Source organism: Lysobacter brunescens, assembly GCF_042677005.1.
GTDB classification, from domain to species: Bacteria; Pseudomonadota; Gammaproteobacteria; order Xanthomonadales; family Xanthomonadaceae; genus Lysobacter_I; species Lysobacter_I brunescens.
This window is the reverse complement of sequence record NZ_JBHTIF010000001.1, coordinates 1036472-1060495: the sequence shown is the minus strand read 5'-3', so window position 1 is coordinate 1060495 and position 24024 is coordinate 1036472. Positions and strand designations below refer to the sequence as shown.

Genomic DNA, 24024 nt, shown 5'->3' with positions numbered 1-24024 from the left:
CTTCATCGTCGGCGCATCGTGCAGCAGGCCAACGGCCGGCACCAGCGAACGGGGTCCGCGCCTCAGGTCACCTTCGCCAGCATCCGCCGGTGGCCGATGAAACGCGCCCAGCGGGTGCCGAGGTCGATCCAGCAGACGTAGCCGGCTTCGCCGAGCAGGCGCAGCCACATGCCGGGGCGCAGGGACAGCGCCGGTTCGGCGGCGCAGGGTTCGTGTTCGAAGCCCAGCTGGGTCGCGAACAGCGCGCAGCGGGCGAGGTGGTAGCGGCTGCTGACCAGGGTGACGCGGCCACGCTCGCCTTCGGCGGCGAGCAGGTCGCGGGCATGGCGCAGGTTCTGCAGGGTGTCGCGCGAGGCTTCCTCGAACAGGAACGGCGCGTCCGCTGGCAGGCCGGCGGCGAGCAGCGCGGCGTGCGCGGTCCTTGCTTCGCTGGGATGGCCCGGCGCGGCGCCACCGAGCAGGACGATCCGGCGCGGCGTGTGCGCCCGCCACAGCGCGGCGACGCGGGCCACGCGAGCGGCGAAATCGGCATCCATCCGCCCGTCCGGCGCGTGCTTGCCGAACAGCAGCAGGCAATCGCCGGTGGCCGGGACGGTCGGCGCCCGCGCGGCGGTGCGCACGACGCGGGCGAGGTAGAGCAGATAGACCAGGCCCGCGCTGAGCAGGCAGGCCAGCAGGGCCACGAGACCCGAGTGGAGCACGTCGGGGTCGAGCGCGAGCCGGGCGCGGTGGTCGAGGCGGGTCATCCCGGCGGTGACTCGAAGGCGCCGGGGCGATGGCGCCCCGGCGGTGCGGCTTACGGGGTCTGCGACAGCTGCAGGTTGACCCCGAGGTCGTTGGTGAGGTTCTTGATCCAGCCGAGGTAGTTGGCGTGGATCTCGGCCTTGCCCTTGCGATCGAGGCGGTAGTTCAGGTTCTTGCTGTCCACGTAGGCGAAGCGCACAGACTGCTGGTCGTAGGTGATGCGGATCTTCGCTTCATGGTCGCGGATGAACAGGGTCGAATCGATTTCGCCGGGACGCTCGGCGGTGATCGTCCAGCCACGGCCCAGCAGCGCGCGCTTGATGTCCTTGACCAGGGATTCCTGGGTGGCGCCCGCCGGGACCGACACCGGTGCGGGATCGACCAGCGGCGCGGTGCGGCCGGCGTGGACGGTGCCGCTGAAGGCCAGCAGCGCGAAAACGGAAAGAGCAACGGCGGAAAGACGCATGAATCCCCCTCGGTGGAATGTGGCTTCGTGAAGTGTGGCTTGATGAACCGCGCGGCGCGGTCTGGTCGGAATGCAGCAGGCCTGTCGCAGGTCCGGCAGGCGCACATTCAGGATATCGCGCCCATCCGCCTTGTGTCGCATGGCGAGTCGACCGCCGGCGACCGTCTTGTCGGACACGGCCCGTATAATCCCGGGTCGTTTCCCGACATGAGCCATGCGGTGCCCTCCGCCAGCCAAACTCCGACCCCGATGGCGCCGCTTGCGATCCGCGCCCACACCTCCACCACTGCCCTCGGCCATGGCCTGACTGCCCAGGTCGAGGCCCTGCGTACCCGACGGAGCGGGCTGCGCATCAACGATTTCGGCGAGGGCGCCACCGCCGACAAGAGGCTGGAGACCTGGATCGGTCGCGTCGATGGCGTGGAGGACGTGGTCCTCCCGGCCGAATTCGCGCCCTGGGACTGCCGCAACAACCGGCTGGCCTGGCTGGCCCTGCAGCAGGACGACTTCGTCGCGAAGGTCGAGGACCTGATCGCCCGCCACGGCGCCGAGCGCGTGGCCGCGATCATCGGCACCTCGACCTCCAGCATCGGCGCCAGCGAGGAGGCCTACACCCGTCTCGACGACGGCGCCTTCCCGGCCGACCTGCGCACCCAACTGCTGCACACCCCGCATTCGATCGGCGATTTCGTCCGCCGCATCACCGGCATCCGCGGTCCCTGCGTGACCGTCGCGACCGCCTGCTCGTCCAGCGCCAAGGTCTTCGCGCAGGCCGCGCGGCTGATCCACGCCGGGGTGGTCGACGCCGCCCTGGTCGGCGGCATCGACACCCTCTGCGGCAGCGTGCTGTTCGGCTTCAACTCGCTGGGCCTGGTGTCGCGCAACCGCTGCCTGCCCTTCGACGCCCGCCGCGACGGCCTGTCGCTGGGCGAGGCCGGCGGCTACGCGATCCTCGAACGCGCCGTCGACGGCGAACGGGGCCTGCGCCTGTGCGGCTACGGCGAGAGCAGCGACGCCCACCACATGTCGAGCCCGCATCCCGAGGGCCTGGGCGCGCGCCTGGCCATGCAGGACGCGATCGCACGCGCCGGCATCACCCCGGCCGATGTCGGCTACCTCAACCTGCACGGCACCGCCACGCCGGCCAACGACACGGTCGAGGCGATCGCGGTCGCCGGGCTGTTCGGCGACACCGCAGCGGGCGACGGCCTGCATGCCAGCTCGACCAAGGGCTGGACCGGCCACACGCTCGGCGCCGCCGGCATCGTCGAATCGGTGTTCGCGCTGATCGCGCTGGAACACGGCCTGCTGCCGGGCATCCTCGGCGACGGCGCGCCGCAGCCGGACCCGGCCTGCGGCCCGCAGATCCGCTTCGCCAACGCCGATCGCGCGATCCGCTACGCGATGAACAACTCCTTCGGCTTCGGCGGCAACAACGCCTCGCTGGTGTTCGGGAAGGCATGACATGACGACCTTGACCGCACACATCGAAAGCATCGGCTTCTGGACCAACGGCCTGCCCTCGTGGGACGCCGCGCGCGACTTCGTCGCCACCGGCACGCTGCCCGAAGGCGCACCCGCCAAGCCCTCGCCGCAGTTGCTGCCGCCGAACGAGCGACGCCGCGCGCCGGAATCGGTCGCGGTGGCGCTGGAGGTCGCGCTGTCGGCCTGCCAGGCCGCCGGGCGCGATCCTGCGTCGCTGCCGTCGGTGTTCACCTCGACCCACGGCGACCTGTCGATCACCGACTACGTCTGCGCCACGCTGGCCGCCGAGCCGCTGGCGATGTCGCCGACCAAGTTCCACAACTCGGTGCACAACGCCGCCGCCGGCTACTGGACCATCGGCGCGGGCTGCTTCGAGGCTGCAACCGCGATCAGCGCCTACGACGGCAGCTTCGCCGAGGGCCTGCTCGAAGCGCTGGCGCAGCTGGCCGCAGGCGCCGAGGCGGTGCTGCTGGTCGGCTACGACACCGGCGCAACCGGGCCGCTGCGCTCGGTGCACGACTGCACCGGCCTGCTCGGCGGCGCACTGCTGCTGTCGCGCGACGGCACGGGGCCGCGCATCTCGGCGACCTATGCCGACGGCGATGCCGGCGCACTGCCCGGCGGCGACGGCCCGCTCGGTCGCCACGCCGGCGGCAATGCCATCGCCTCGATGCTGCCGCTGTTCGACGCGCTGGCCTGGGGCGCCGGCCATGTGGTCCTGCGCGCCGGCCCGCCGGGTCGCGTGCTGACGGTGGACATCATTCATGACTGATCGCACTGCCGGCACGCCCGTCGTCTACGACCGCCACAGCATCGCCGTGGTGATTCCGGCCCTGAACGAATCGCTGCGCATCCGCGACGTGGTCGAGGGCGCGCTGGCCGAGTGCGACCGGGTGATCGTGATCGACGATGGCTCCGACGACGGCACCGCCGAGCGCATCGCCGACCTGCCGGTCACGCTGCTGCGCCACGAGACGCGGATGGGCAAGGGCGCCAGCCTGCGCGACGGTTTCCGCGAGGCGCTGCGCCAGGGCGCGAACGCGGTGCTGACCATGGATGGCGACGGCCAGCACCTGGCCGCCGACATCCCGCGCCTGGTCGCCGCCGCGAACCGCCATCCGAACTGCATCGCGATCGGTGCGCGCCTGCGCAAGCGCGCGCAGCAGCCGACCTACCGCCGCCTCGCCAACGAATTCGGCGACTGGGGTATCGCCTGGGGCTGCGGCTACCGCATCGCCGACACCCAGAGCGGCCAGCGCCTGTACCCGGCGGCGGTCGCGGCGCTGACCGACGTGCCCGGCGAGGACTTCGTCTACGAGGCGCAGATCCTGATCAGCGCCGCGCGCCGCCTCGGCATGGGCGTGGTCTCGGTGCCGATCGAATCCCGCTACGCCGGTGCCGGCGCGGTCGAGAAGTTCCGCAAGAGCCACTTCCGCCCGCTGCACGATCTTTGGCGGATCACCTCGCACGTGGTCGTGCAGGTCTGGAACTACGGCCACGTGATCCGCGAATATCGGCGTACCCGCAACACCCCGGCGGTGATCGACGACCCGAGCGGCGAGTTCGCCACGGCGCCCCGCAAGTGAACGAGCAAGAGCAGGCCATGAACGACGGCAACGCGACCACGCAGACCTCCCACGACGTCATCGTCCTCGGCGGCGGCCTCGCCGGGCTGAGCCTGGCGATCCAGCTCAAGCGCAAGGACCCGGCCGTCGACGTGGCGGTGATCGAACGCCGCGCGCACCCGGTGCGCGAAGCGGCGCACAAGGTCGGCGAATCCACGGTGGAGATCGGGGCGCACTACTTCGCCAACGTGCTGGGCCTGCGCGAGCACCTCGACGCCGAGCAGATCCGCAAGTTCGGCTTCCGCTTCTTCTTCAGCGAAGGCCGCCGCGACATCGACCGCTGCACCGAGCTGGGCGTGAGCCGGATCCTGCCGACGCCGTCGTGGCAGATCGATCGCGGCCGCTTCGAGAACTTCCTCGGCGAACGCGCGCGCGAACTCGGCGTGCGCTTCCACGACGGCGCCGTGGTGCGCAGCGTCGACCTGCGCGAGGACGACGCGCCGCACAGCGTCGGCTTCGAGCAGGCGGGCAGCGTGCAGACGGTGTCCGCGCCGTGGGTGGTCGACGCCAGCGGCCGCGCCGGCCTGCTCAAGCGCAAGCTCGACCTCGCCGAAAGCAACGACCATGACGCCAACGCGGTGTGGTGGCGCGTCGACGGCATCATCGACCCGAAGCTGTGGTCCGACGACGCCGACTGGCAGGCGCGCTGCAATCCGCCGGACCGCTGGCGCTCGACCAACCACATGTGCGGCCGCGGCTACTGGTTCTGGCTGATCCCGCTGTCCTCCGGCGCGCATTCGCTGGGCATCGTCTGCGACGCGAAGCTGCATCCGCTGGAGACCATGAACACCCACGAGAAGGCGATGGACTGGCTGCGCACGCACCAGCCGCGCGTCGCCGAGGCGCTGGACACGCCCGAGCACGCGCTGCAGGACTTCCTGTTCCTGCGCCACTTCTCCCACTGCTGCAAGCAGGTGTTCAGCGGCCACCGCTGGGCGCTGACCGGTGAAGCCGGCGTGTTCCTCGACCCGTTCTATTCGCCGGGCAGCGATTTCATCGCGATCTCGAACACGCTGATCTGCGACCTGATCGCGCGCGATCGTGCCGGCAAGGCCTTCGCGCCCTACGCCGACATCTACCAGCAGCTGTACTTCGGGTTCTACGAGAACACGATGACGCTCTACCAGGACCAGTACGCGCTGTTCGGCGACGCCCAGGTGATGCCGGTGAAGGTGATCTGGGACTACACCTACTACTGGGCGCTGCTCGCGCCGCTGGTCTGCGGCGAGAAGCTCACCGAGATCCAGCTGCTCGGCCGCCTGCGCCCGCAGTTCGAACGCGGCCGCGACCTCAACCTCGCGATGCAGGCCCTGCTGCGTACCTGGGGCCAGCGCAACGACGCCTCCGGGCGGGTCGGCGACGCCGCGCTCGACGGTCGCCTGCTCGATCAGTTCAACATCGACTGGTTCCACGAGATGAATCGCGCCCTGCACGACCTGCTCGACAACGCGACCTTCGCCGAGCGCATCCGCGACAACGTCGCGCGCATGGAATGGCTGGCCGCGGAAATCCTGCAGCGCGCGCGCGCGGACTATCGGGATATCGACGACCACGGGCTCGCCGCACTGCTGCCCGCGCCCGCCGAGCGCGCCTCGCTCGCGCCCGTGTGGTACGCGGCGGCGTAAGCAGGTCGCCGCCGGATAAAGCACGAGGGCCGCTTGCGCGGCCCTCGTCGTTTCAACCCTTTGCCGAACTCACTTGTCGCCGAGCGACGCCCCGTCCACCGGTGCCGTCAGCCATGCGGCGATGTCCTGGCCCATGACCTTCACCGTGCGCCCGAGCACTGAACACGAACCCTTGTAGCCGGCGAAGGCGCCGCCCATCGAGTGCCGGCGCGCCTTGAAACTGGCGATCTTCTGGCCGTTCTCGTACAGCGTGCCGGCCGCGGTGGTGCCCTTCTGGTGCCCGAGGAAGGCGTTGCCCATGCTGATCGCGTTGGTGATGCGCAGGTCGAGCACGCGCCCGGAGGCGGCCTTGTCGACCGGGCCGTCGGTGAACTGCACGGCGATGCCCTTCTCCTTGGCGTACTCCTGCAGGAAATCGGCGAGCTGCTCGTTGATCGTGCATTCCTGCTTGATCTTGTCGGCGATGTCGCCGTCCTCGGAATACGGCACGGGCCGCTGGACCTGCAGTGACTGCGCGGATGCGGTGGAAGCAAACAGCGACAGGACCAGCATGTGGATCGGTCGAAGCTTCATTGCGATGTCTCCCCCTGGTGGATGCACCGGCCAGCGGATGCGCCGACCGCCATCAGCGACAACGCGGCCGGCGACGGGTGCAGGACACGCCCACGCCCGGCGGAATCGCTCAGGGCGCTTCGGTCAGCGCATGCGCCGCGCCCATCGTCCGGCGCGGGGCTTCCGTCCACTCGGGGTCCAGCCACAGGCGCAGGGCATCGGCCTTGCGCTGCTCCAGTTCGAGCCTGTGCTGGGCGTACCACTCGTCGAGCTTCGGCGCGCGCTCGATCCATTGCGCGCGGGCCATCGCTTCGGCGAAGACCTGCGAACGGGCGCTGTCCCGTGCATAGGGCGAGGCGGCCATCGGGATCAGCTGGAACTTGGCCTTGCCCGGTCCGATCTCGGAGCGCAGCGTCACGTAGTAACGCTTGCCCGCCTCCAGTTCGGCGTCCAGGAACAGGACCTTCGAGCCGTTGACCATGAAGCGATGCTTGCCCGGGTCGACCAGCACCGCGTACTTCTCGTGGTGGTACATCACCGCCAGCGGAATCAGGGCATCGTCGGGCGCCAGGTACAGGCTCGCCGCCGTGGTGTTGCCGTAGCCGCTGGGCCGCAGGAACACGACCATGGCCTTGCCCTCGGCCGGCTTCGGATCCTGTTCGGTCGCGGCGCGCATGATCGGATTCTTGATCGCAGCGGAGGCGGTCGGCATCGCCGACACGGCCAGCAACATCGTCAGGATGGCGGAAAGACAGGTGCGGAACATGGGATCTTCCTGATTCGAAACAGAGGAGTCGGTTGGACGACGAGCGACGACGCTCAGCTCATCCCGCCATCGATGCCGATTACCTGGCCGTTGATGTAGCCCGCGCCGTCGCCGCAGAGGAATGCCACCAGCGCGGCGACCTCTTCCGGCGTGCCGGCGCGGCCGGCGGGGACGATCTGCTTGATCTGCTCCGGCGGGAAGGCCTCGCGGGCCATGCTGCCGGCGATCACGCCCGGCGCGACGACATTCGCGGTGATGCCCCGGCTGGCCATCTCGCGCGCGAGCGACTTGGTCGCACCGTGCAGCGCGGCCTTGGCGGCGGCGTAGTTGGTCTGGCCACGATTGCCGATGACGCCGGCCACCGAGGAGATGCTGACCACGCGGCCCCAGCGCGTGCGCGCCATCGGCAGCAGCAGCGGCTGTGTGACATGGAAGAAGCCGTGCAGCGAGACGTCGACGACGCGTTTCCACTGTTCGTCGCGCATCCCGGCCATCGGCGCGTCGTCGTGGATGCCGGCGTTGTTGACCACGATCTGGATCGGACCGGCTTCGAGCAGGGTCGCGAGCGCCGCGCGCGTGGTCTCGCCGTCGGCCACGTCGAAGGCCACCGCCTCGGCGGAACCGCCACTGGCGAGGATTTCATCGCGCACGGATTCGGCGCGGGCGAGATTGCCGTTCGCGTGCACGATCACGTGCACGCCGTTCGCGCCCAGCGCGCGGCAGATCGCGCCGCCGAGATCGCCGCTGCCGCCGGTGACGAGGGCGCGGCGGGGGATATGGTTCATGAAGATTCTCCTTGGTGACGACTCGATTCTGTGGGAGCGACGCAAGTCGCGACCAACGGATGCATCAGGTCGCGACTTGCGTCGCTCCCACACCGCTCACCCCTGCAGCATCACCGCCGCCCGCCCTTCCGCGAGCAACGTGCCCTCATGCAGCACGCGGAAGACGTACTGCTGGCTTGCGGGACTTTCGGCGAGCAGTTCGGCTTCGCAGGCGAGGTCGCCTGGCAGGTCGTCGATGCGGCCGACATGCAGCTGCACGTCGCGCAGGGCGACGAGGAAGCCGACCTTCGGTTCGCCGCCGGACGCAGCGCCACGCAGGCCACCGTGGACCGCCATCGCCTGCGCACCGTATTCGCACAGATGGATCGCGCGCAGACGGTCGTCGCCACGCAGCGGGTTGGCGGGATCGCGATGCGTGGCGCTGCGCAGGCGCACGCTGCGCTCGTCCCAGCCGGTGACGGCGTCCCACAGGCACATGCCGCCCTTGTGCGGGATCATCGCTTCGATCGCGCGTCGATCGATCACGTCATGGCCGGTCAAGCGGCACCTCCAGCTTGTGTCTTTGTAGGAGGGCCTTCAGGCCCGAGCGTTTCGCCGTTCGCACCGCCATCCACCGCATGCCGCGAGATCAGCATGGCCAGCACGAAATTGCACACCACGCCCAGCGTGACCGTCACGCCGATCGCGCGCAGCACCGGGATGGTGGACAGGCCGAGCAGGAAGAACACCAGGAAGGTCATCAGGCTGCAGACGATCAGCGCGTGCAGCGTGCGCAGCTGGTCGGCGTAGTCGTCGCCGGCATGCTCGAAGAACAGCGCATAGTCGAGACCGAGGCCGGCGGCGAGGATCAGCGCGACCAGGTGGAACAGGGTCAGCTCGACGCCGAACGCGCGCAGCACCGCGAGGATCAGCAGCGTGGTCAGTGCCATCGGCAGCAGCACGCGCACGACGCGGCGCGGCGTGCGCAGCGCGAACCACACCGTGGCCGCGAGCAGCAGCGCGGCGATGCCAAGCGCGAACAGCACGCGTTCGCGGTAGGCCTCGACCAGCGATTCGGAGGCGGTCTTGAGGTCCATGAGTTCGACGCCGGGCGACGCAAGCGCCGCCGACACCTTCGCCGGATCGGCGAGGCCGGTCATCGACACCAGCGCGGTAGCGTGGTCGCGCTGTTCCAGCAGCAGGGCGCCGATGCGCGTGGCCAGCGGCGTGCCGGCGAGATCGCGCGGCGCCAGTGGTTTCGCGGTGCGCGCGGTCTCGACATCGGCAAGGAAATCCTCGAAGGCATCGGCACGGAACGGCGTGGCCGCGACGGCGGTGTCGAGCGACGTCCGCAGCGCATCGGCCGAGGGCAGCTTCGCCTGGCGCGCGCGCTGCACGGCGACGCTGGGCAGCACCTTCGCGGCGCTGTCGTAGCCGGCCAGCGTGCCGTCGGCGACCAGCGCGTCGAGGCGCGGCTGCAGGGCTTCGAGCCGACGCAGCACGTCCTCGGCGTCCTTGCCGCGCACCGCCAGCAGGTAGCGCACGTCCGGCGCGCCCAGCTCGGTGCGCAGGCGCGCATCCTCGGCCAGGGCTTCGGGCTGCACGGGGGTGAGCTTGGACAGGTCGTTCTGCCAGAACGGCCCGGGCGCGAAGCGCAGGGTCCCGAGCGCGGCGACCGCGAGCACCGCCAGCAGCCACATCGGCGGACGCGGCACCTGCTCGGCCAGGCGCCACAGCGCGGCCATGCGCGGCGATGCGGCGGGGTCGCGCGGTGCCGGATCGATCAGCCCCGGCAGCAGGAAACGGGTGGTCAGCGCGGCCATGGCGAAGGCGGCGATGGTGAACACCGCCAGCTGCTGCAGGCCGTCGACGCCGGAGAACAGGAAGGTGAGGTAGGCGATGCAGGTCGAGGCCACGCCGGTCGCCAGGGTCGGCCAGATCGCCCGCGCGTTCGCCCATGGCGACACGCCCGCGCGCTGGTGGCTGAACAGGTGGATCGGGTAGTCCTGAACGACACCGATCAGGGTGAAGCCGAAGGCGACCGTAATCCCGTGCACGCCCTCGAACAGCAGCGCCACCGCACCCAGCCCTGCGAGGCCGGCGCTGGCCAGCGGCAGCACGCCGAACAGCGGGGTGCGCCAGCTGCGGTAGGCGATCAGCAGCAGCAGGATCAGGCCGACGGTGTCCACGGTGCCGATCAGGCTGGCTTCGCGCTGCGTACGGCCGCCGATCTCCACCGAAAACGCGCCGGGGCCGGTCAGGATCATGGTCGCCGGGCTGTCGCCGCGCGACCGGTCGAACGCCGCCTGCACCGCCGCCACCGCCAGCTGCTGGCCGGTGGGGTCGAAGCCGGCGGCCCTGGTTTCGATCGCGAGCAGGGCGCGCTTGCCGGCGCGGTCGAACCACACCCCGTGCAGGCGCTGCGGCGCGGTCGCCGGCTGCAGGGCCTCGGCGATGCGCAGGGTTTCCAGGGTGGGGTCGGACGGCAGGATCGGTTCGATCAGCGCGGCGGCCGGCGAGCCGAGGTCCTGCACCCGCGACTCCAGCTCGCCGCGCAGGAAGTCGGTGTCGTAGGGCTGGCTGTCGAGCGTCGGCGACAGCAGGTAGCGGTACGGGCGCAGGCGCTCGGGGATGGCGTCCAGCCCGGCATCGGCGCCGTTGGCGACCAGGACGAAACGTTCATCGGCGGCCAGGGTCGCGGCCACGGCCTGCGACTGTGCGGCCAGGGTTTCGGGATCGTCGCCGCCGATCGCCATCAGCAGCAGGCGCGAGCCCGGGCCTTCGCCCAGCTCGTCGATCAGCAGCTTCTGCGCCGGGGTCTCGGCCGAGGGCATGAACTTGCGCAGGTCGCCGCTGACCTGCAGGCGCTGCGAGATCGCGACACCGGCGCCAACCAGCACGGCCAGCCAGATGAGGGCGAGGATGACGCGGCGGGTGGCAGTCATGGGCGCAGCCCTTCGAATGTCATCCCGAGCGCAGCGAGGGACCTGCTGTTCGCACGTTCCCGGTGTGAGGTTTCAAAAGCAGGTCCCTCGCCTTCGGCTCGGGATGACAGGCAGCCGGAACCAGACAGGCTCACTTCACGCCCACCCGGCACAGCGCCTCCATCGCCTTCGCATCCGTCCCCGGCTTCACCGCGAGCGCGGCGCTGGCGAGCAGGGTGCGCTGCAGGTCGCCCTTCACCGGGCGGGTCTCGATGCAGCGCAGTTCGGCGCCCTGGCCATGCAGGGTGATGTCGCGCACGCGAGCGGCGAGCGCCTTGTCCTTCGGCACCAGGGTCAGCGTCCAGCGTTCGCGCGGGCCCTGCACCTTCAGCGTGTAGACCTGCTCGATCTGCGCGCGGTCGCCGGCGAGCAGGGCGCCGAAGCTGCTCTGCAGGCTGGCCAGTTCGGGCGCGCGCGACAGCGAGAACGTGCGCGGGGTCTTGCCGGCCCGGGCGATCGTCGCCTCGCCGGCGCGCAGCGTGGTGGTCTCGGCGTAGGGACTGCGGACCTCGCGGACCAGCGTATCGGCCACCGGGCGGCGGTATTCGCCGACCAGGCGCAGCGGATCCTTGAGCAGCGGCGAGACGCGGACCTCGACGAAATCGGTGCGCATCGGCGCCGGCCGCGCCAGCGCCTTGAGCACCCAGTCGGCGTCGGCGGTCTGCGCCAGCGCCGGTGCGGCGACGCCCGACAGGACTGCGCCGAGCAGGACGGTTCGAATCGCGCGCATCAGTCGCGGCTCCAGAAGTCGTAGAAGTTGAACCAGTTGTACGGGGCGGTGCGGGCGACAGCTTCCAGCCGCGTGGCGTAACGGCGGATCAATGCAGGGATGGCGGTCGCGCGCTCGCTGCGCGGGATCACGATGTCGTCGCTGAAGTTCTCGAATACCAGCTCGTAGCGGTTGCCGCCCTTGTACAGGCCGAAGCCCAGGGTGACCGGGGCCTTCAGCGCGGCGGCGATCAGCCACGGCGCCGTGGGAAACGGCGCGTCCTCGCCGAAGAACGGCGCCAGTTCGGTCTGTCCGCCCGGATGGGCGCGATCGATCAGCAGCGCGACCAGCGCGCCCTGGGCGATGGCCTCCTGGATCGCCAGCATCAGGCCCGGACCATCCTGGCCGCCGTCGATCACGGTCGCCGCGACCTCGGGATTGAGCGCGTCCAGCAGCTGGGTCAGGGCCGGGTTGTGGGCTTTGTCGAGCACCACGCGGATGGTGTACTCCGGGCGCTGCCGGGCGAGCACGCGCAGCACTTCGAAACTGCCCAGGTGCGAGCCGAACAGCAGCATGCCGCGCCCCTGGTCGAGGTGGGCGTGCAGCTCGTCCAGGCCGCGCACGGCCACGTCGAAGCGCTGCGCCACGTCGATCCGGCCGTCGCCGAGCAGGAACACGCGGTCGAGGATGGTCGAGGCGAAGGTGTGGACATGCCGGGCCGCATCCCACAGCGACGCCGGGCGGCCCAGCGCACGCCCCAGCCACTGCCGCGAAGCCTCGCGCTCGGGGCCGCGACGGACCAGGAAGTACAGGGTGATGGGATAGAGCAGCAGCCGACCGATCCAGCGCCCGCCGTAGCGGCTGATGTTGCGGATCAGCCAGAGCGCGAACAGGCCGCCGCCCTCGGGGCGCTGCTTCCACTCGGTGCTCATGCGACCGGCTCCGTCGCCTGCACGTCGCCGGACGCGATCACGGTCTCGCCGCGCAGCACGCGGAACCGCCAGCGCTGCGGCACGCCTTCGGCCACCGCCGGATCGATCTCGATCCGCGCTTCCTCCCCCGGCAGCAGCGGCTGCACGAACTTCACCTGCGGCAGGCGCAGCGCGCCGAGCGGGCCATGCGCCGACTCGATGGCCGCCAGCACGCGGTCCAGCACGACCACGCCCGGCACCACCGGACGCCCCGGGAAATGGCCCGGCAGCGCCGGATGATCAGCATCGATCACGAAGTTCATGCCTTGTGCTCCAGCATCGATGAAACGGCGGCCTGCGCCTGCTGCGCGAGGGCCTGGCGATCCACCCCGGCAGTGGCCAGCGGCGGGCCGATGCGGACCACGATCCGGCCCGGACGCACGCGGAACAGGCCCTCGGGGGACAGCACCGCCCCCGCGCCCTCGATCGCCACCGGCAGCACCTCGACGCCGGCATCGATGGCGGCCTGAAAGGCACCACCCTTGAACGGCGCCATGCGCCCGTCGCGGCTGCGCGTGCCTTCGGGGAACACGCAGAGCGTGGCGCCACCGCGCAGCAGGTCGACGACCTCGCGCAACATCTTCGACCCGGCGCGGCGGCTGTCGCGTTCGATGAAGACCATGCCCATCGCCCGCGCGTACTGGCCGAGGAACGGCACCTTGCCCATCTCGGACTTCATCACGAAGCGCAGCGGCACCGGCACCGCGCGGAACAGCGCGCAGATGTCGATGATCGACTGGTGGTTGGCAACGATCATGCGCGGCTTCGACCAGTCCACGGATTCCGCACCCTCGACCGAAAAGCGCGCGCCGGCGCCCGCCAGCAGGGTCGGTGCCCACATCCGCGAGGCCATGCGCAGCGGGAGGCGCGGGCTGCGGGTGACCAGCAGGACCAGCAACGCCGCGACGATCCCGGCACTGGTGAAGGCCAGGGTGAAGAGCAGTTGCAGGACGTTGTACACGGCCCGGAACGCGCGCGCCGCCGGCGATTCGCGGCGGTCGGCCTGGGTGTGCAGCGGGACGTGGACCGTGGACATCGTGGGACGGACTCTCCAGGAAGCGCTTACAGAGGCTCAGCGGGCGGGGCTCAGCGCGCGGCGCCGACGTCGTCGGAACGGAAGAAATCGCGCCAGAAGGCCGGCCCCAGCGCCGCCATCTTCCGCGCGAAATCGAACAGGTTGCGGTAGGGACGGACCGGGAACACGAACTGGCGAATGATGTATTCCAATGTCGCGAAACCGCCGAGCACGCCGTAGACCGCGATGTTGGCGATGAACGACCACTGCTCGCCGGTGACCGTCACCGGCGCGGCGATGCCCGCCTGCGCCAGCAGGCCGTTCGGCACCGCGACCAGGGCCAGGCCGAGGTTGAGCAGGGTCAGCAGCACCAGCAGCCCGGCCCAGGCGGCGGTCAGGCCGCGGGTGTAGGTGCGATGCCGGGGCGAGAGCTCGTCCGCGGGGATGCCGTACAGCGCCGAGACGACCTTGCGCACCAGCGGCACGCGACCGCGACGCAGGCTGCGCGCGAAGCACCAGGCGATCAGCCCGGTGAACAGCGGCGGCACCAGCAGCAGCGGCAGCAGGGCGAACGGGGAGCGGGACAGCCAGACCAGGGCACCGGCCACGACCGGCAGGGCCAGCCAGTGGGCGATGCGACGCTGGGCCAGGCCCTCGATCAGCACCGTGAGCGCCAGCGCGCCCAGCGCCAGCGCGGCGATCGGGCCCGACGACCTGGCCTCGGCCAGATGCGCCAGCGGGATGTACCCGACCAGCAGCAGGACCCGCAGCGCCGCGATCACCCCGTCTTGTGCTGTTCGATGTGGGCGGACAGCGCGCGCAGCGAACCGAAGATGCGGCGGTTGTCATCGTTGTCGGAACGCAGCTGGAAGCCGTATTGCTTGCTGATCGCCAGCGACAGCTCCAGGGCGTCGATCGAATCCAGGCCCAGGCCAGCGCCGAACAGCGGGGCTTCGGGGTCGATCCCCTCGGGCGCCACGCCATCGAGGTTCAGGCTCTGGACCAGCAGTTCCGCCAGCTCACGCTCGGCGGCAGTCATTTCGGACATGTCTCGGTTTCCGGTTCACGGTCGGGTGCGGATGGGGATCCGGCCGATAGGCAGGCTTCCCCGGCGGCAGGAGCGCTTGTGGCGCCTGCCGGACGGGAGCGCGGTCGGCGGCGGCGGCCATCCCCATGGCCGGCAGTGGCGACGCGCTGCGCGGTATGATGCCAGTCTCAGACTGCAACAAGAAGAGCATGACAGTACATTCCGGTACGGACGGTTCCGTTCAGGTAGCCGGGGGCACGCCGAGCACGCGCGAGCACGATGCCCTCGAACGCGGCGCCCCTGGATGTGATGCCCATGCGCCTGAATGTGATGTCCTTGAATGCGATGTGCTGGTCATCGGCGGCGGCCCCGCCGGCAGCACGGCCGCGATCACCCTGGCCCGCGCCGGTCGGCGCGTGCTCCTGCTGGAAAAGGACCGCCACCCGCGTTTCCACATCGGCGAATCCCTGCTGCCGATGAACCTGCCGATCCTCGACCGCCTCGGCCTGCTGGACAAGGTCGAGGCCATCGGGGTGCGCAAGATCGGCGCCGACTTCCCCCGCCCGACGGCCGGCGAGGGCATGACCCACGTCTTCCGCTTCGACCGTGCGCTGACCCCCGGCTGCACCCACGCCTTCCAGGTGCGCCGCGACGAATTCGACCAGTTGCTGTTCGAGGCCGCCCGCGAGGCCGGCGCCGATGCACGCGACGGCGTCGCGGTCACCTCGGTCGAGTTCGACCCGGACGGGCGCCCCGCCACGGCCCGCGCGCGCGCCGATGACGGCACCGAATACACCATCGCGATGCGCTACCTGGTCGACGCCAGCGGCCGGGACACCTTCCTCGGCAACAAGCTCAAGCTCAAGCGTCGGAATCCGAAGCACCAGTCTGCCGCGCTGTTCAGCCACTTCCGCGGCGTCGAGCGCCGCCCCGGCGAGGACGCCGGCAACATCACCATCGAGCGCTTCGAGGAAGGTTGGGTGTGGATGATCCCGCTGCGCGACGACGTGATGAGCATCGGCGCGGTGTGCAGCCCGGCCTACCTCAAGCAGCGCAAGGGCGACGGCGACGCCTTCCTGATGCGGACCCTGGAGGGCATCCCGACGCTGTGGTCGCGCATGGCCAACGCAGAGCGCATCGCGACGGTGCATGCCACCGGCAACTATTCCTACACCTCCACGCGGATGTGCGGCCCGGGCTGGACCACGGTCGGCGATGCCTACGTCTTCATCGATCCGATCTTCTCCTCGGGCGTCTACCTCGGCATGCACAGCGCCGAACGCGCGGCGGGCATGATCGACGCCGCGCTGCGCGATCCTTCGCGCGAAGCCGCGCTGCAGCGCGCGATGGTCCGCGACTTCGATCGCGGCCTGAAGGAATTCTCCTGGTTCATCTACCGCTTCACCACGCCGGTGATGCGCCACCTGTTCGCGAACCCGCGCAACATGTTCCAGATCGAGCAGGCGGTGATCTCGATGCTCGCCGGCGACGTGTTCGACAACCCCGCCGTGGTGCGCCGCCTGCGCGCCTTCCGCATGATCTACCGGTTCACCCGCCTGTCGATGGCGCCGCGCGCGCTGCGCGACTGGTGGCGCCGCCGCCGGGGCCGCGGCGCCGGTTTCAGCGGCGATACCCTGCAAACGGAGTCCTGATGAGTCCCACGCTGTCCCCTGCCGCCGCGCTGTCGGTGGATTACCTGCATGCCGATGCGCCGGACGCCCTGCTCGGCGAGGACACGCTGGCGGTCTTCGGCTTCGGCAACGCCGCGCCGCACTGCGACGATCCGCGCTACCTGCGCGTGCCTCTCGATCCCTGGGGTGGCGCACCGTTCGAGCACTGGCGCGCGGCGGGCCCGGTCGAATTCGGCCGCGAAGGCGAACCGGACTGCCAGGTGCGCTGGGCCAGCGACGGGATCCTGACCTTCGGCGTCATCGAAGTCGACGAACCGGCCGGCGACCACCCCGACCACAGCGACATCTGTGATGCCGCCGAGCGCGCGTACGCGGCGATGGTGGGCTTCGTTTCCGGCAGCCGCACGCCGCACCTGCTGCGGATCTGGAACTACCTCGACGCCATCACCCAGGGCGACGGCGATTCGGAACGCTATCGCCAGTTCTGCGTCGGCCGCGCGAACGGCCTCGGCCGCTTCGACAACCTCGAACTGCCGGCCGCCACCGCGATCGGCCGCTGCGACGGCCGGCGCACGCTGCAGGTCTACTGGCTCTCGGCCGCGCAGCGCGGCACGCCGGTGGAGAATCCGCGCCAGGTCAGCGCCTACCGCTACCCGCGCCAGTACGGCCCGCAGTCGCCGAGCTTCGCCCGCGCCATGCTGCCGCCGCCGGACAGCCACATGCCGCTGCTGCTCTCGGGCACGGCGAGCGTGGTCGGCCATGCCTCGCAGCACGTCGGCGAACTGCTGGCCCAGGTCGGCGAAACCTTCGCCAACTTCGATGCCCTGCTTGCCGAAGCGCGCCGCCACGCTCCGACGCTGCCCGCCGGCTTCGGCAGCGGCACGCGGCTGAAGGTCTACGTGCGCGACGCCGACGACCTGCCGCTGGTCGCCCGCGCCCTGGACGAACGGTTCGGCAGCACCGTCCCGCGCATCCTCCTGCACGCGGTGATCTGCCGTCGCGAGCTGGCGGTGGAGATCGACGGCGTGCATGCCTGACCTCCGGCACGCTTGAAATCCACCCAGGTCGCGACCATCTTCATCGTACGGGCGGCATCCGCGCCGCCCACGGAGACGGCGATGGGCTTCATCAGTCTGGTCTGGGGCGTGCTGGCGACGCTGTTCATGCTCATCGCCCTGATCCCGCTCCTCGGCTGGCTCAACTGGCTGGTCATTCCTTTCGCCGCCATCGGCGCGATCCTCGCCGCGATCGGCATCATGCTGCGCGGCGAGAAGGGCCGCCGCGCGAAGGCCGGCCTCGTGCTCAACCTCGCGATCCTCGTGATCGCCGCGATCCGGCTGTCGATGGGTGGCGGGATTCTCTGAGCATTTCGTAGGGCGGGCCCTGGGCCCGCCGTTGCGGCTTTCCTTGTGCACCGCTCGATGATCGAAACTTCTTCGATCATTTCCAACGCAACCGGTGACATGGCAGTGGCGGGCCCAGGGCCCGCCCTACGCCCGCTGCAATTTTCTCGCTTCCACCAGCGCCCGCGTATGCGCATGCTGCGGCGCGCCGAGCACATCGGGGGTGTCGCCGAGTTCCACGATGCGGCCCGCTTCCAGCACCGCGATGCGTTCGGCGACCGCCGCCGCTGCGGACAGATCATGGGTGACGAACAGCAGCGCGAGGCCGCGTTCGCGCTTGAGCGACGACAGCAGGTCGAGGATGCCACGCCGATGGTGCGCATCGAGCGCGGACACCGCTTCGTCGCAGACCAGCAGATCCGGATCGCGGGCCAGCGCGCGGGCGATGGCGATGCGCTGGCGCTGGCCGCCGGAGAACTGGTGCGGCCAGCGCTCGGCCATCGCCGGGTCGAGACCGACCGCGGCCAGCAGTTCGCGCGCCTTCGCAGCGCGCGACGCGGCATCGCCATCGCCGTGGATGCGCAACGGCTCGCCGACGATATCGCCGACGCGCATGCGCGGGTCGAGCGAGGCATAGGGATCCTGGAAGACTACGCCGATGCGTCCGCGCAGCGCGCGCAGGGTCGCACCGCGCTGCGCGGTGAAGTCGACGCCATCCAGCCACACCCGCCCCTGCGCACCGCGCAGAAGGCGCAGCAGTACGCGACCGAGTGTGCTCTTGCCGCTGCCGCTCTCGCCGAGCAGGGCGAGCCCTTCGCCGCGATGCAGCGCGATGTCGACATTGTCGAGCGCAGGCGTCGCCGCGCGCGGGTAGCGCATGGTGAGCGCTTCGCCGCGGAGCAAAGGCAAATCCCCCGTCGACTGCTGCGCAGCCGCCCGCCCCCTTTTGCAAAGGGGGCTCATCGCCGCTTCGGACGGCATGACTGCATCGGATGGCACAGCCAGCGGGCTCGATGCCACGGCCACAGCTGCGTCGACCCGCAGGCCTTCTGACGACAGCGAAGACGCTGCTGTTCGCCCCCTTTGCAAAAGGGGGGCGGCGTCGCGCAGCGGCGACGGGGGTATTTGCTCCGCCTCGATCAACTCCCGCGTGTAATCCTGAGCCGGCGCATCGAACACCGCGCGCGTAGCGCCGCGTTCGACGACATCGCCACGCTGCAGCACCAGGACCTCGTCGGCATAGGCACCGACCAGCGGCAGGTCGTGGCTGATCAGCATCAGCCCGAGGCCGTCCTCGCGACGCAGCACGTCGAGGAGGTCCAGCACCTCGCGGGCGATGCGCGCGTCAAGCGCGGAGGTGGGCTCGTCGGCGATCAGATAGCGCGGCCCGCTGCACAGCGCCAGCGCGATCGCGATGCGCTGGCGCTGGCCGCCGGAGAACTGGTGCGGGAAGCGCGCGAGCGCGGCGCCGGGATCGGGCAGGTGCACGCGCGCCAGCAGGTCGCGCGCCTCGCGATCCGGACGACCATGCACGCGCAGGGTCTCGCGCAGCTGCGCGCCGACCGTGCGCAGCGGATGCAGCGAGGCCAGCGGATCCTGCGGCACCCAGCCGAGCACGCGTCCGCGCAGCGCGACATGCGCGGGCGCGATGCGGGGACCGAGCGGGATGGACCGGCCCTCGTGCAGCACCTCGCCGGAGGACCACAATCCACCCGGCAGCAGGCCGAGCAGCGACAGCGCGCTCAGGCTCTTGCCGCTGCCGCTTTCGCCGACCACGCCGAGGCAGCGGCCGGGCGCGACTTCGAGATCCAGCGGACCGAGCAGCCGGCGCGTGCCAGCATGCACCTGCAGCTGGCGCAGGGCGAGGGTCATGCGGCCGCCTGTTCGACATCGGCGCGGGCCTCGTCGCGCACGTCCAGCCAGTCGCGCAGGCTGTCGCCAAGGAACTGGAACGCCGCGAGCGTGGCGACCAGGAACCCGGCCGGGAACAGCAGCGTCCACGGCGCGCCGTCGAGCTCCTGCACGCCTTCGGACAGCAGCGTGCCCCAGCTCGCGGACGGCTCGTCGACGCTCAATCCGAGGAAGCCGAGGAAGCTTTCGACCAGGATCGCCTGGGGCAGGATCAGGCCGAGATAGACCACCGCAAGCGGCATCAGGTTGGGCAGCGCGTGCCAGCGCAGGCGCTGGCCGAACGACGCGCCCATCGCGGTGGCGGCGAGCATGAACGGCGTCTCGCGCAAACGCGCGGCCTCGGCGCGCATCACCCGCGCCAGGTCGATCCACACGTAGCCGCCGATCGCGATCAGCAGCAGCCACAGCGAACGCTCGAACAGGGTCAGCAGCAGGATCACGATCAGCAGGAAGGGCAAGGCGCTGGCCATGTCGAGCAGGCGCAGCATGCCGCGTTCGACCCAGCCGCCGGCCAGCCCCGCGCTGGCGCCGAAGCCCAGGCCCAGGCCCAGCGCGACGAGGCTGGCGAGCAGGCCGATGGTCAGCGAGAGCCGGCCGCCGGCCAGGGTGCGCGCGAGCACGTCGCGGCCGATGGCATCGGTGCCGAACCAGTGCCCGGCCGTGCCCGGCGCGACGGACAGCGCCTCCCAGTCCGGGCGGTGCGGATCGAAATCGATGAACAGCGGCCCGAGCCAGCACAGCAGCGCCAGCCCGCCGAGGAACAGCAGGCAGGCGCGGGCCATCGGCGGCAGCGGGCGGGCGGGACGCATCGGGGGATTGTAGGGATTTGCATGGGCGATCCTTCAGCCCCCTTTGCAAAAGGCGGCGGCGGTCGCGAAGCGGCCGCGGGGGATTTGAGAGCCGATGCACGTGAATATCGCGCGAGGTCCTGCGAGACCTCGCGCAAATCCCCCCGCCGCGCTACGCGCGTCGGCCCCCTTTTGCAAAGGGGGCGAGGGGAAAGACCGCTCGCTCGTCCGTGGTCCTCGCGACCATTTGTCCCGGCGCAAATCGCGCACACCGCACCCGGCGTATCATTCGCCCATGACCTATCCCTACACCCGCCTCCGCCGCATGCGCCGCAGCGAGTTCTCGCGCCGCCTCATGCGCGAACACGTGCTGACCGCGAACGATCTCATCTATCCGGTCTTCGTCCATGAACTCGACGGCCGCGCCCCGGTGGGCTCGATGCCCGGCATCGAACGCCTGTCGATCGACGAGCTGCTGAAGGTCGCCGAACAGGCCAGCGAACTGCGCATCCCCGCGCTCGCCCTGTTCGCGGTGACCGCGCCGGAGGCGAAGTCGCTCGACGGCGTCGCCGCGTGGGACGACGAGGGCCTGATGCAGCGCGCCGTGCGTGCGCTCAAGCAGCGCTTCCCCGAGCTGGGCGTGATCACCGACGTCGCGCTCGACCCCTACACTTCGCACGGCCAGGACGGGCTGATCGACGACAGCGGCTACGTGGTCAACGACGAGACCGTAGAGGCGCTGGTGCAGCAGGCCCTGTCGCACGCCCGCGCCGGCGCCGACGTGGTCGCGCCCAGCGACATGATGGACGGCCGCGTCGGCGCGATCCGCGAGGCGCTGGAAGTCGCCGGCCACATCCACACCCGCATCCTCAGCTACGCCGCGAAGTACGCCAGCGCCTACTACGGCCCGTTCCGCGATGCGGTGGGCTCGGCCGGCGCGCTCGGCAAGGGCAACAAGTACAGCTACCAGATGGACCCGGCCAATTCCGACGAGGCCCTGCGCGAAGTCGCGCTGGACCTGGACGAAGGTGCCGACATGGTCATGGTCAAGCCGGGCCTGCCCTATCTCGACATCATCCGCCGCGTGAAGGACGAATTCGGCGTGCCGACCTTCGCCTACCAGGTCAGCGGCGAGTACGCGATGCTCAAGGCCGCCGCGCAGAACGGCTGGCTCGACGAACGCGCCTGCGCCCTCGAAGCCCTGGTCGCGTTCAAGCGCGCCGGTGCCGACGGCGTGCTCAGCTACTTCGCGCTGGATGCGGCGCGGTGGCTGAAGGACAGTTGATCGCGACACCCCACAGGAGCGCAGGATGAATCGTTACGCCGTGTTCGGTCAGCCCGTCTCGCACTCGCTCTCGCCGCACATCCACGCCGCGTTCGGCAGGCAGACCGGCATCGCGCTCGAGTACACCGCCATCGAATGCGCGCCGGAGGCCTTCGCCGACGCCGTCGCAGCCTTCGCCGCGCAAGGCGGCCAGGGCTCGAACGTGACCCTGCCGCACAAGCAGGCCGCTGCGGACCTGTGCAGCGAACTGAGCGAACGCGCGCAACGCGCCGGTGCGGTGAACACGCTGGCACGTCGCGGCGATGGCTGGTTCGGCGACAACACCGACGGTGCCGGCCTCGTCAGGGATCTCACCGGTCGCCATGGCCTCGACCTGCGCGCGCGCCGCACCCTGCTGATCGGTGCCGGCGGTGCCGCGCGCGGCGTGGCGCCCTCCCTGCTCGACGCCGGCATCGGCGACCTGTACATCGTCAACCGCGACTCGAAGAAGGCCGACGCGCTCGCCGACCTGCTCGGCGAACCCGGCCGCGCACATGCGCGCTATTTCGAGGATCTGCGCGACCTCGGCAACTTCGAACTGATCGTCAACGCCACCTCGGCCGCGCGCGGCAGCGGCCTGCCGAGCCTGCCGATGTCGCTGGTCGATTCCCGCACCGCCTGCGTCGACCTCAGCTATGGCGAAGCCGCGATCCCCTTCCTCGCCTGGGCCCGCGCCGCAGGCGCGCACCGCAGCGTCGACGGTCTGGGCATGCTGGTCGAACAGGCCGCCGAAAGCTTCACGCTGTGGCACGGCGTGCGCCCCGACACCGACCCGGTGTACGCGGAACTGCATGCCCGCCATGCGGCACTGGTGACGGCGGACTGATACGGCCGACGACAGCCCTGCAAGCACACAACGGAACGGGAACGACCGCATGGACTCCATCAGCACCATCCTCTTCACCCTCACCGCCTACCTGCCCGATCTGATCGGGCTGGGCATCGCATTGATCATGCTGCTTGGTTCGGCGAAGCCCGGGCGCGAGCGCAGGAACGCGGTGGTCGGCATCACCATCATGGCGATCTCGACGCTGGCGAGGATGGGGCTGACCTTCTACCAGAACTCGATCTTCTCGAGCGGCGCGGCGACGAGCGACGTGGCAAGCATGCTGAACCTGTTCATGGCGGTGCATACCGCGCTGAACCTGATCACCATCGCCGGCCTGCTGATGGTGGTGTGGGCATTGTGTCGCGCGACGCGGGCGGTGGACGCGCGCTGAACGTCCACGGCCGGGCCGGCTCCTTCCGTCAGGACGCGATCCGCACCTGCCACAGCTGCGGCGCGAGTTCGGTCCAGTCGATCTCCACCGGCAGGAACTTCTCGATCAGGCGCGCATTGCTGCTCAGGTGATCGCTGATCAGATGCGTGGTGAACGCACCGCCGCCGGCCAGCGCCATCGGCAGCAGCAGTTGGTCGGACAGGTGCTCGCCGACGCAGGCGGTGCTGCGCAGGTAGTGCCCCGCTTCCTCGCACAGGCGTTCGGCCACGCGCTCGGCGGTGACGCCGCGCTCGCCGTGGCCGGTGAACAGCTCGGCATGCGAGTCGTGCTCGACGCGCAGCAGCAACACGTTGCCCGGGCCCGATGACGGCGTGACCTCATGTACCCGTCGCGCCTCGCGCGGCAGGTGCAGGCGGCGCATCAACACATCGAGTTCGCGCTCGCCGATATTGTTAGGCAAGCCTGACAGCATCGCCGTCGCCGACATGCCGCGACGCTCGCCGCGATCAAGAAACTCGGCATGGCGCAATGCCTGCGCCGGTTGCACGACCGCATGCGCGATGCCGCCGCCGGCCGGGAAGAAGCCGGGGCGCTCGATCCGCAGCGAAGCCTCGATGCCGATCTTCGCGACCGCAGGCAGGAAGGTCTCGACCAGGAAGTCCGCGCTCGGCGCCATCGGATTGTGCGTGCCGCCTTCGAGACGCAGCGTCGACGGTCGGTCGCACTGCCACAGCGGCGGCAGCACGGTCTGCAGCACCAGCATCGCCGACCCGGCGCTGCCGGTGGCGAAACGGTAGTCGCCGGGCGTGACCACGCCCGGCTCGAAGCGTAGCGTGGTCGCGCCCAGCTCGGCGCCTTCGACGAAAGCGTTGCCGATCTTCGCCGCCGCGTTCACCGCGGTCAGATGCTGGCGCATCAGGCCCGGCTTCGAACGCTTGGCGCGGATCTTCGTCATGGTGAAGCCCGTACCCGTGCACAGGCTCAGGCTCAGCGCGGTGCGGAGCAGCTGCCCGCCGCCGGCGGAGCCGTCGATTTCGATCATGTCCATATTGAAATTCATTCAGTAGAACGGGC

26 protein-coding genes are annotated in these 24024 nt (G+C 70.3%); 10 read left to right on the top strand and 16 right to left on the bottom strand.

What is annotated here, in order from left to right:
• Positions 1-62: 62 nt before the first annotated feature.
• Together ACFQ0E_RS04520 and ACFQ0E_RS04515 are read right to left on the bottom strand one after the other, a co-directional pair.
• The gene (locus tag ACFQ0E_RS04520) at positions 63-746 is read right to left on the bottom strand and encodes a YdcF family protein (RefSeq protein ID WP_386822494.1); all 684 of its coding nucleotides are present in this window, start codon (positions 744-746) and stop codon (positions 63-65) included.
• 50 nt (positions 747-796) lie between these two features.
• Positions 797-1210 (bottom strand): hypothetical protein, encoded by a 414-nt coding sequence (locus ACFQ0E_RS04515; protein ID WP_386822493.1) that lies wholly within the window; start codon positions 1208-1210, stop codon positions 797-799.
• Positions 1211-1459: 249 nt separating this feature from the next.
• Here ACFQ0E_RS04515 and ACFQ0E_RS04510 point away from each other — a divergent pair, with 249 nt between their 5' ends.
• Genes ACFQ0E_RS04510 through ACFQ0E_RS04495 form a run of 4 tightly spaced genes read left to right on the top strand, consistent with a single transcriptional unit; the run spans position 1460 to position 5945 of the window.
• Complete coding sequence (locus tag ACFQ0E_RS04510) at positions 1460-2674, top strand: beta-ketoacyl-[acyl-carrier-protein] synthase family protein (RefSeq protein ID WP_386822492.1); 1215 nt, start codon at positions 1460-1462, stop codon at positions 2672-2674.
• Position 2675: 1 nt separating this feature from the next.
• Positions 2676-3467, top strand: a complete 792-nt coding sequence (locus tag ACFQ0E_RS04505) for a beta-ketoacyl synthase chain length factor (protein ID WP_386822491.1) — start codon at positions 2676-2678, stop codon at positions 3465-3467.
• Positions 3460-4281, top strand: coding sequence for a glycosyltransferase family 2 protein (locus tag ACFQ0E_RS04500; RefSeq protein ID WP_386822490.1), 822 nt, complete (start codon positions 3460-3462; stop codon positions 4279-4281). Before ACFQ0E_RS04505 ends, ACFQ0E_RS04500 begins: the two co-directional genes overlap by 8 nt.
• Positions 4282-4298: 17 nt before the next feature.
• Positions 4299-5945, top strand: a complete 1647-nt coding sequence (locus ACFQ0E_RS04495) for an NAD(P)/FAD-dependent oxidoreductase (protein WP_386822489.1) — start codon at positions 4299-4301, stop codon at positions 5943-5945.
• Between the two features lie 69 nt (positions 5946-6014).
• Here the strand turns inward: ACFQ0E_RS04495 and ACFQ0E_RS04490 are convergent, their stop codons facing one another.
• The 11 genes from ACFQ0E_RS04490 to ACFQ0E_RS04440 all read right to left on the bottom strand — a co-directional run bounded on the left by ACFQ0E_RS04490 (position 6015) and on the right by ACFQ0E_RS04440 (position 14754).
• Positions 6015-6518, bottom strand: coding sequence for a hypothetical protein (locus ACFQ0E_RS04490; RefSeq protein WP_386822488.1), 504 nt, complete (start codon positions 6516-6518; stop codon positions 6015-6017).
• 109 nt (positions 6519-6627) lie between these two features.
• The gene (locus ACFQ0E_RS04485) at positions 6628-7263 is read right to left on the bottom strand and encodes a hypothetical protein (RefSeq protein WP_386822487.1); all 636 of its coding nucleotides are present in this window, start codon (positions 7261-7263) and stop codon (positions 6628-6630) included.
• Between the two features lie 53 nt (positions 7264-7316).
• Positions 7317-8048, bottom strand: a complete 732-nt coding sequence (fabG, locus tag ACFQ0E_RS04480; RefSeq protein WP_386822486.1) for a 3-oxoacyl-ACP reductase FabG — start codon at positions 8046-8048, stop codon at positions 7317-7319.
• A 96-nt stretch (positions 8049-8144) separates the two neighbouring features.
• Entirely contained in the window at positions 8145-8573 is a 429-nt protein-coding gene (locus ACFQ0E_RS04475) for a phosphotransferase (RefSeq protein ID WP_386824027.1), read from the bottom strand.
• Between the two features lie 11 nt (positions 8574-8584).
• On the bottom strand, positions 8585-10972 hold the full coding sequence (locus tag ACFQ0E_RS04470; protein ID WP_386822485.1) for an MMPL family transporter: 2388 nt from the start codon (positions 10970-10972) through the stop codon (positions 8585-8587).
• Between the two features lie 130 nt (positions 10973-11102).
• Complete coding sequence (locus tag ACFQ0E_RS04465; protein ID WP_386822484.1) at positions 11103-11741, bottom strand: LolA-related protein; 639 nt, start codon at positions 11739-11741, stop codon at positions 11103-11105.
• Complete coding sequence (locus tag ACFQ0E_RS04460; protein WP_386822483.1) at positions 11741-12652, bottom strand: LpxL/LpxP family acyltransferase; 912 nt, start codon at positions 12650-12652, stop codon at positions 11741-11743. Before ACFQ0E_RS04460 ends, ACFQ0E_RS04465 begins: the two co-directional genes overlap by 1 nt.
• Entirely contained in the window at positions 12649-12954 is a 306-nt protein-coding gene (locus ACFQ0E_RS04455) for a hypothetical protein (RefSeq protein WP_386822482.1), read from the bottom strand. The genes ACFQ0E_RS04460 and ACFQ0E_RS04455 overlap by 4 nt, the downstream gene beginning before the upstream one ends.
• A complete protein-coding gene (locus ACFQ0E_RS04450; protein ID WP_386822481.1) occupies positions 12951-13727 on the bottom strand; it encodes a lysophospholipid acyltransferase family protein in 777 nt (258 codons plus the stop codon). The genes ACFQ0E_RS04455 and ACFQ0E_RS04450 overlap by 4 nt, the downstream gene beginning before the upstream one ends.
• Before the next feature lie 50 nt (positions 13728-13777).
• The gene (locus tag ACFQ0E_RS04445) at positions 13778-14488 is read right to left on the bottom strand and encodes a ketosynthase (protein ID WP_386822480.1); all 711 of its coding nucleotides are present in this window, start codon (positions 14486-14488) and stop codon (positions 13778-13780) included.
• Entirely contained in the window at positions 14485-14754 is a 270-nt protein-coding gene (locus ACFQ0E_RS04440) for a phosphopantetheine-binding protein (RefSeq protein ID WP_386822479.1), read from the bottom strand. The genes ACFQ0E_RS04445 and ACFQ0E_RS04440 overlap by 4 nt, the downstream gene beginning before the upstream one ends.
• Positions 14755-15080: 326 nt before the next feature.
• Between ACFQ0E_RS04440 and ACFQ0E_RS04435 the strand changes: the two genes are divergently transcribed.
• From ACFQ0E_RS04435 to ACFQ0E_RS04425, 3 genes are all read left to right on the top strand, one after another.
• Positions 15081-16385, top strand: coding sequence for an NAD(P)/FAD-dependent oxidoreductase (locus ACFQ0E_RS04435; RefSeq protein ID WP_386822478.1), 1305 nt, complete (start codon positions 15081-15083; stop codon positions 16383-16385).
• Positions 16382-17401, top strand: coding sequence for a chorismate transformation enzyme, FkbO/Hyg5 family (locus ACFQ0E_RS04430; protein ID WP_386824025.1), 1020 nt, complete (start codon positions 16382-16384; stop codon positions 17399-17401). Before ACFQ0E_RS04435 ends, ACFQ0E_RS04430 begins: the two co-directional genes overlap by 4 nt.
• 81 nt (positions 17402-17482) lie before the next feature.
• Positions 17483-17728 carry a hypothetical protein gene (locus ACFQ0E_RS04425; RefSeq protein WP_386822477.1) on the top strand — a complete coding sequence of 82 codons (246 nt, stop codon included), beginning with the start codon at positions 17483-17485 and terminating at the stop codon, positions 17726-17728.
• A 126-nt stretch (positions 17729-17854) separates the two neighbouring features.
• On the opposite strand, the gene ACFQ0E_RS04420 is transcribed toward ACFQ0E_RS04425, so the two are convergent.
• Both ACFQ0E_RS04420 and ACFQ0E_RS04415 read right to left on the bottom strand, forming a co-directional pair.
• Positions 17855-19579, bottom strand: coding sequence for an ATP-binding cassette domain-containing protein (locus ACFQ0E_RS04420; protein ID WP_386822476.1), 1725 nt, complete (start codon positions 19577-19579; stop codon positions 17855-17857).
• On the bottom strand, positions 19576-20427 hold the full coding sequence (locus tag ACFQ0E_RS04415; protein WP_386822475.1) for an ABC transporter permease: 852 nt from the start codon (positions 20425-20427) through the stop codon (positions 19576-19578). The genes ACFQ0E_RS04420 and ACFQ0E_RS04415 overlap by 4 nt, the downstream gene beginning before the upstream one ends.
• Before the next feature lie 274 nt (positions 20428-20701).
• On the opposite strand from ACFQ0E_RS04415, the gene hemB reads away from it, so the two are divergent.
• The 3 genes from hemB to ACFQ0E_RS04400 are packed head-to-tail and all read left to right on the top strand — an operon-like array spanning position 20702 to position 22950.
• Complete coding sequence (gene hemB, locus ACFQ0E_RS04410) at positions 20702-21691, top strand: porphobilinogen synthase (protein WP_386822474.1); 990 nt, start codon at positions 20702-20704, stop codon at positions 21689-21691.
• A 25-nt stretch (positions 21692-21716) separates the two neighbouring features.
• Complete coding sequence (gene aroE, locus ACFQ0E_RS04405) at positions 21717-22556, top strand: shikimate dehydrogenase (protein ID WP_386822473.1); 840 nt, start codon at positions 21717-21719, stop codon at positions 22554-22556.
• Between the two features lie 49 nt (positions 22557-22605).
• Entirely contained in the window at positions 22606-22950 is a 345-nt protein-coding gene (locus ACFQ0E_RS04400; RefSeq protein WP_386822472.1) for a hypothetical protein, read from the top strand.
• 28 nt (positions 22951-22978) lie between these two features.
• Here the strand turns inward: ACFQ0E_RS04400 and rtcA are convergent, their stop codons facing one another.
• On the bottom strand, positions 22979-23998 hold the full coding sequence (rtcA, locus tag ACFQ0E_RS04395) for an RNA 3'-terminal phosphate cyclase (protein WP_386822471.1): 1020 nt from the start codon (positions 23996-23998) through the stop codon (positions 22979-22981).
• Positions 23999-24024 lie beyond the last annotated feature (26 nt).

Excerpts from the sequence above, each read along its gene's own strand:
- ACFQ0E_RS04520 (WP_386822494.1), bottom strand. The coding sequence starts at position 746 with ATGACCCGCCTCGACCACCGCGCCCGGCTCGCGCTCGACCCCGACGTG.
- ACFQ0E_RS04515 (WP_386822493.1), bottom strand. The coding sequence starts at position 1,210 with ATGCGTCTTTCCGCCGTTGCTCTTTCCGTTTTCGCGCTGCTGGCCTTC.
- ACFQ0E_RS04510 (WP_386822492.1), top strand. The coding sequence starts at position 1,460 with ATGGCGCCGCTTGCGATCCGCGCCCACACCTCCACCACTGCCCTCGGC.
- ACFQ0E_RS04505 (WP_386822491.1), top strand. The coding sequence starts at position 2,676 with ATGACGACCTTGACCGCACACATCGAAAGCATCGGCTTCTGGACCAAC.
- ACFQ0E_RS04500 (WP_386822490.1), top strand. The coding sequence starts at position 3,460 with ATGACTGATCGCACTGCCGGCACGCCCGTCGTCTACGACCGCCACAGC.
- ACFQ0E_RS04495 (WP_386822489.1), top strand. The coding sequence starts at position 4,299 with ATGAACGACGGCAACGCGACCACGCAGACCTCCCACGACGTCATCGTC.
- ACFQ0E_RS04490 (WP_386822488.1), bottom strand. The coding sequence starts at position 6,518 with ATGAAGCTTCGACCGATCCACATGCTGGTCCTGTCGCTGTTTGCTTCC.
- ACFQ0E_RS04485 (WP_386822487.1), bottom strand. The coding sequence starts at position 7,263 with ATGTTCCGCACCTGTCTTTCCGCCATCCTGACGATGTTGCTGGCCGTG.
- fabG (WP_386822486.1), bottom strand. The coding sequence starts at position 8,048 with ATGAACCATATCCCCCGCCGCGCCCTCGTCACCGGCGGCAGCGGCGAT.
- ACFQ0E_RS04470 (WP_386822485.1), bottom strand. The coding sequence starts at position 10,972 with ATGACTGCCACCCGCCGCGTCATCCTCGCCCTCATCTGGCTGGCCGTG.
- ACFQ0E_RS04465 (WP_386822484.1), bottom strand. The coding sequence starts at position 11,741 with ATGCGCGCGATTCGAACCGTCCTGCTCGGCGCAGTCCTGTCGGGCGTC.
- ACFQ0E_RS04460 (WP_386822483.1), bottom strand. The coding sequence starts at position 12,652 with ATGAGCACCGAGTGGAAGCAGCGCCCCGAGGGCGGCGGCCTGTTCGCG.
- ACFQ0E_RS04455 (WP_386822482.1), bottom strand. The coding sequence starts at position 12,954 with ATGAACTTCGTGATCGATGCTGATCATCCGGCGCTGCCGGGCCATTTC.
- ACFQ0E_RS04450 (WP_386822481.1), bottom strand. The coding sequence starts at position 13,727 with ATGTCCACGGTCCACGTCCCGCTGCACACCCAGGCCGACCGCCGCGAA.
- ACFQ0E_RS04440 (WP_386822479.1), bottom strand. The coding sequence starts at position 14,754 with ATGTCCGAAATGACTGCCGCCGAGCGTGAGCTGGCGGAACTGCTGGTC.
- ACFQ0E_RS04425 (WP_386822477.1), top strand. The coding sequence starts at position 17,483 with ATGGGCTTCATCAGTCTGGTCTGGGGCGTGCTGGCGACGCTGTTCATG.
- ACFQ0E_RS04420 (WP_386822476.1), bottom strand. The coding sequence starts at position 19,579 with ATGACCCTCGCCCTGCGCCAGCTGCAGGTGCATGCTGGCACGCGCCGG.
- ACFQ0E_RS04415 (WP_386822475.1), bottom strand. The coding sequence starts at position 20,427 with ATGCGTCCCGCCCGCCCGCTGCCGCCGATGGCCCGCGCCTGCCTGCTG.
- hemB (WP_386822474.1), top strand. The coding sequence starts at position 20,702 with ATGACCTATCCCTACACCCGCCTCCGCCGCATGCGCCGCAGCGAGTTC.
- aroE (WP_386822473.1), top strand. The coding sequence starts at position 21,717 with ATGAATCGTTACGCCGTGTTCGGTCAGCCCGTCTCGCACTCGCTCTCG.
- ACFQ0E_RS04400 (WP_386822472.1), top strand. The coding sequence starts at position 22,606 with ATGGACTCCATCAGCACCATCCTCTTCACCCTCACCGCCTACCTGCCC.
- rtcA (WP_386822471.1), bottom strand. The coding sequence starts at position 23,998 with ATGGACATGATCGAAATCGACGGCTCCGCCGGCGGCGGGCAGCTGCTC.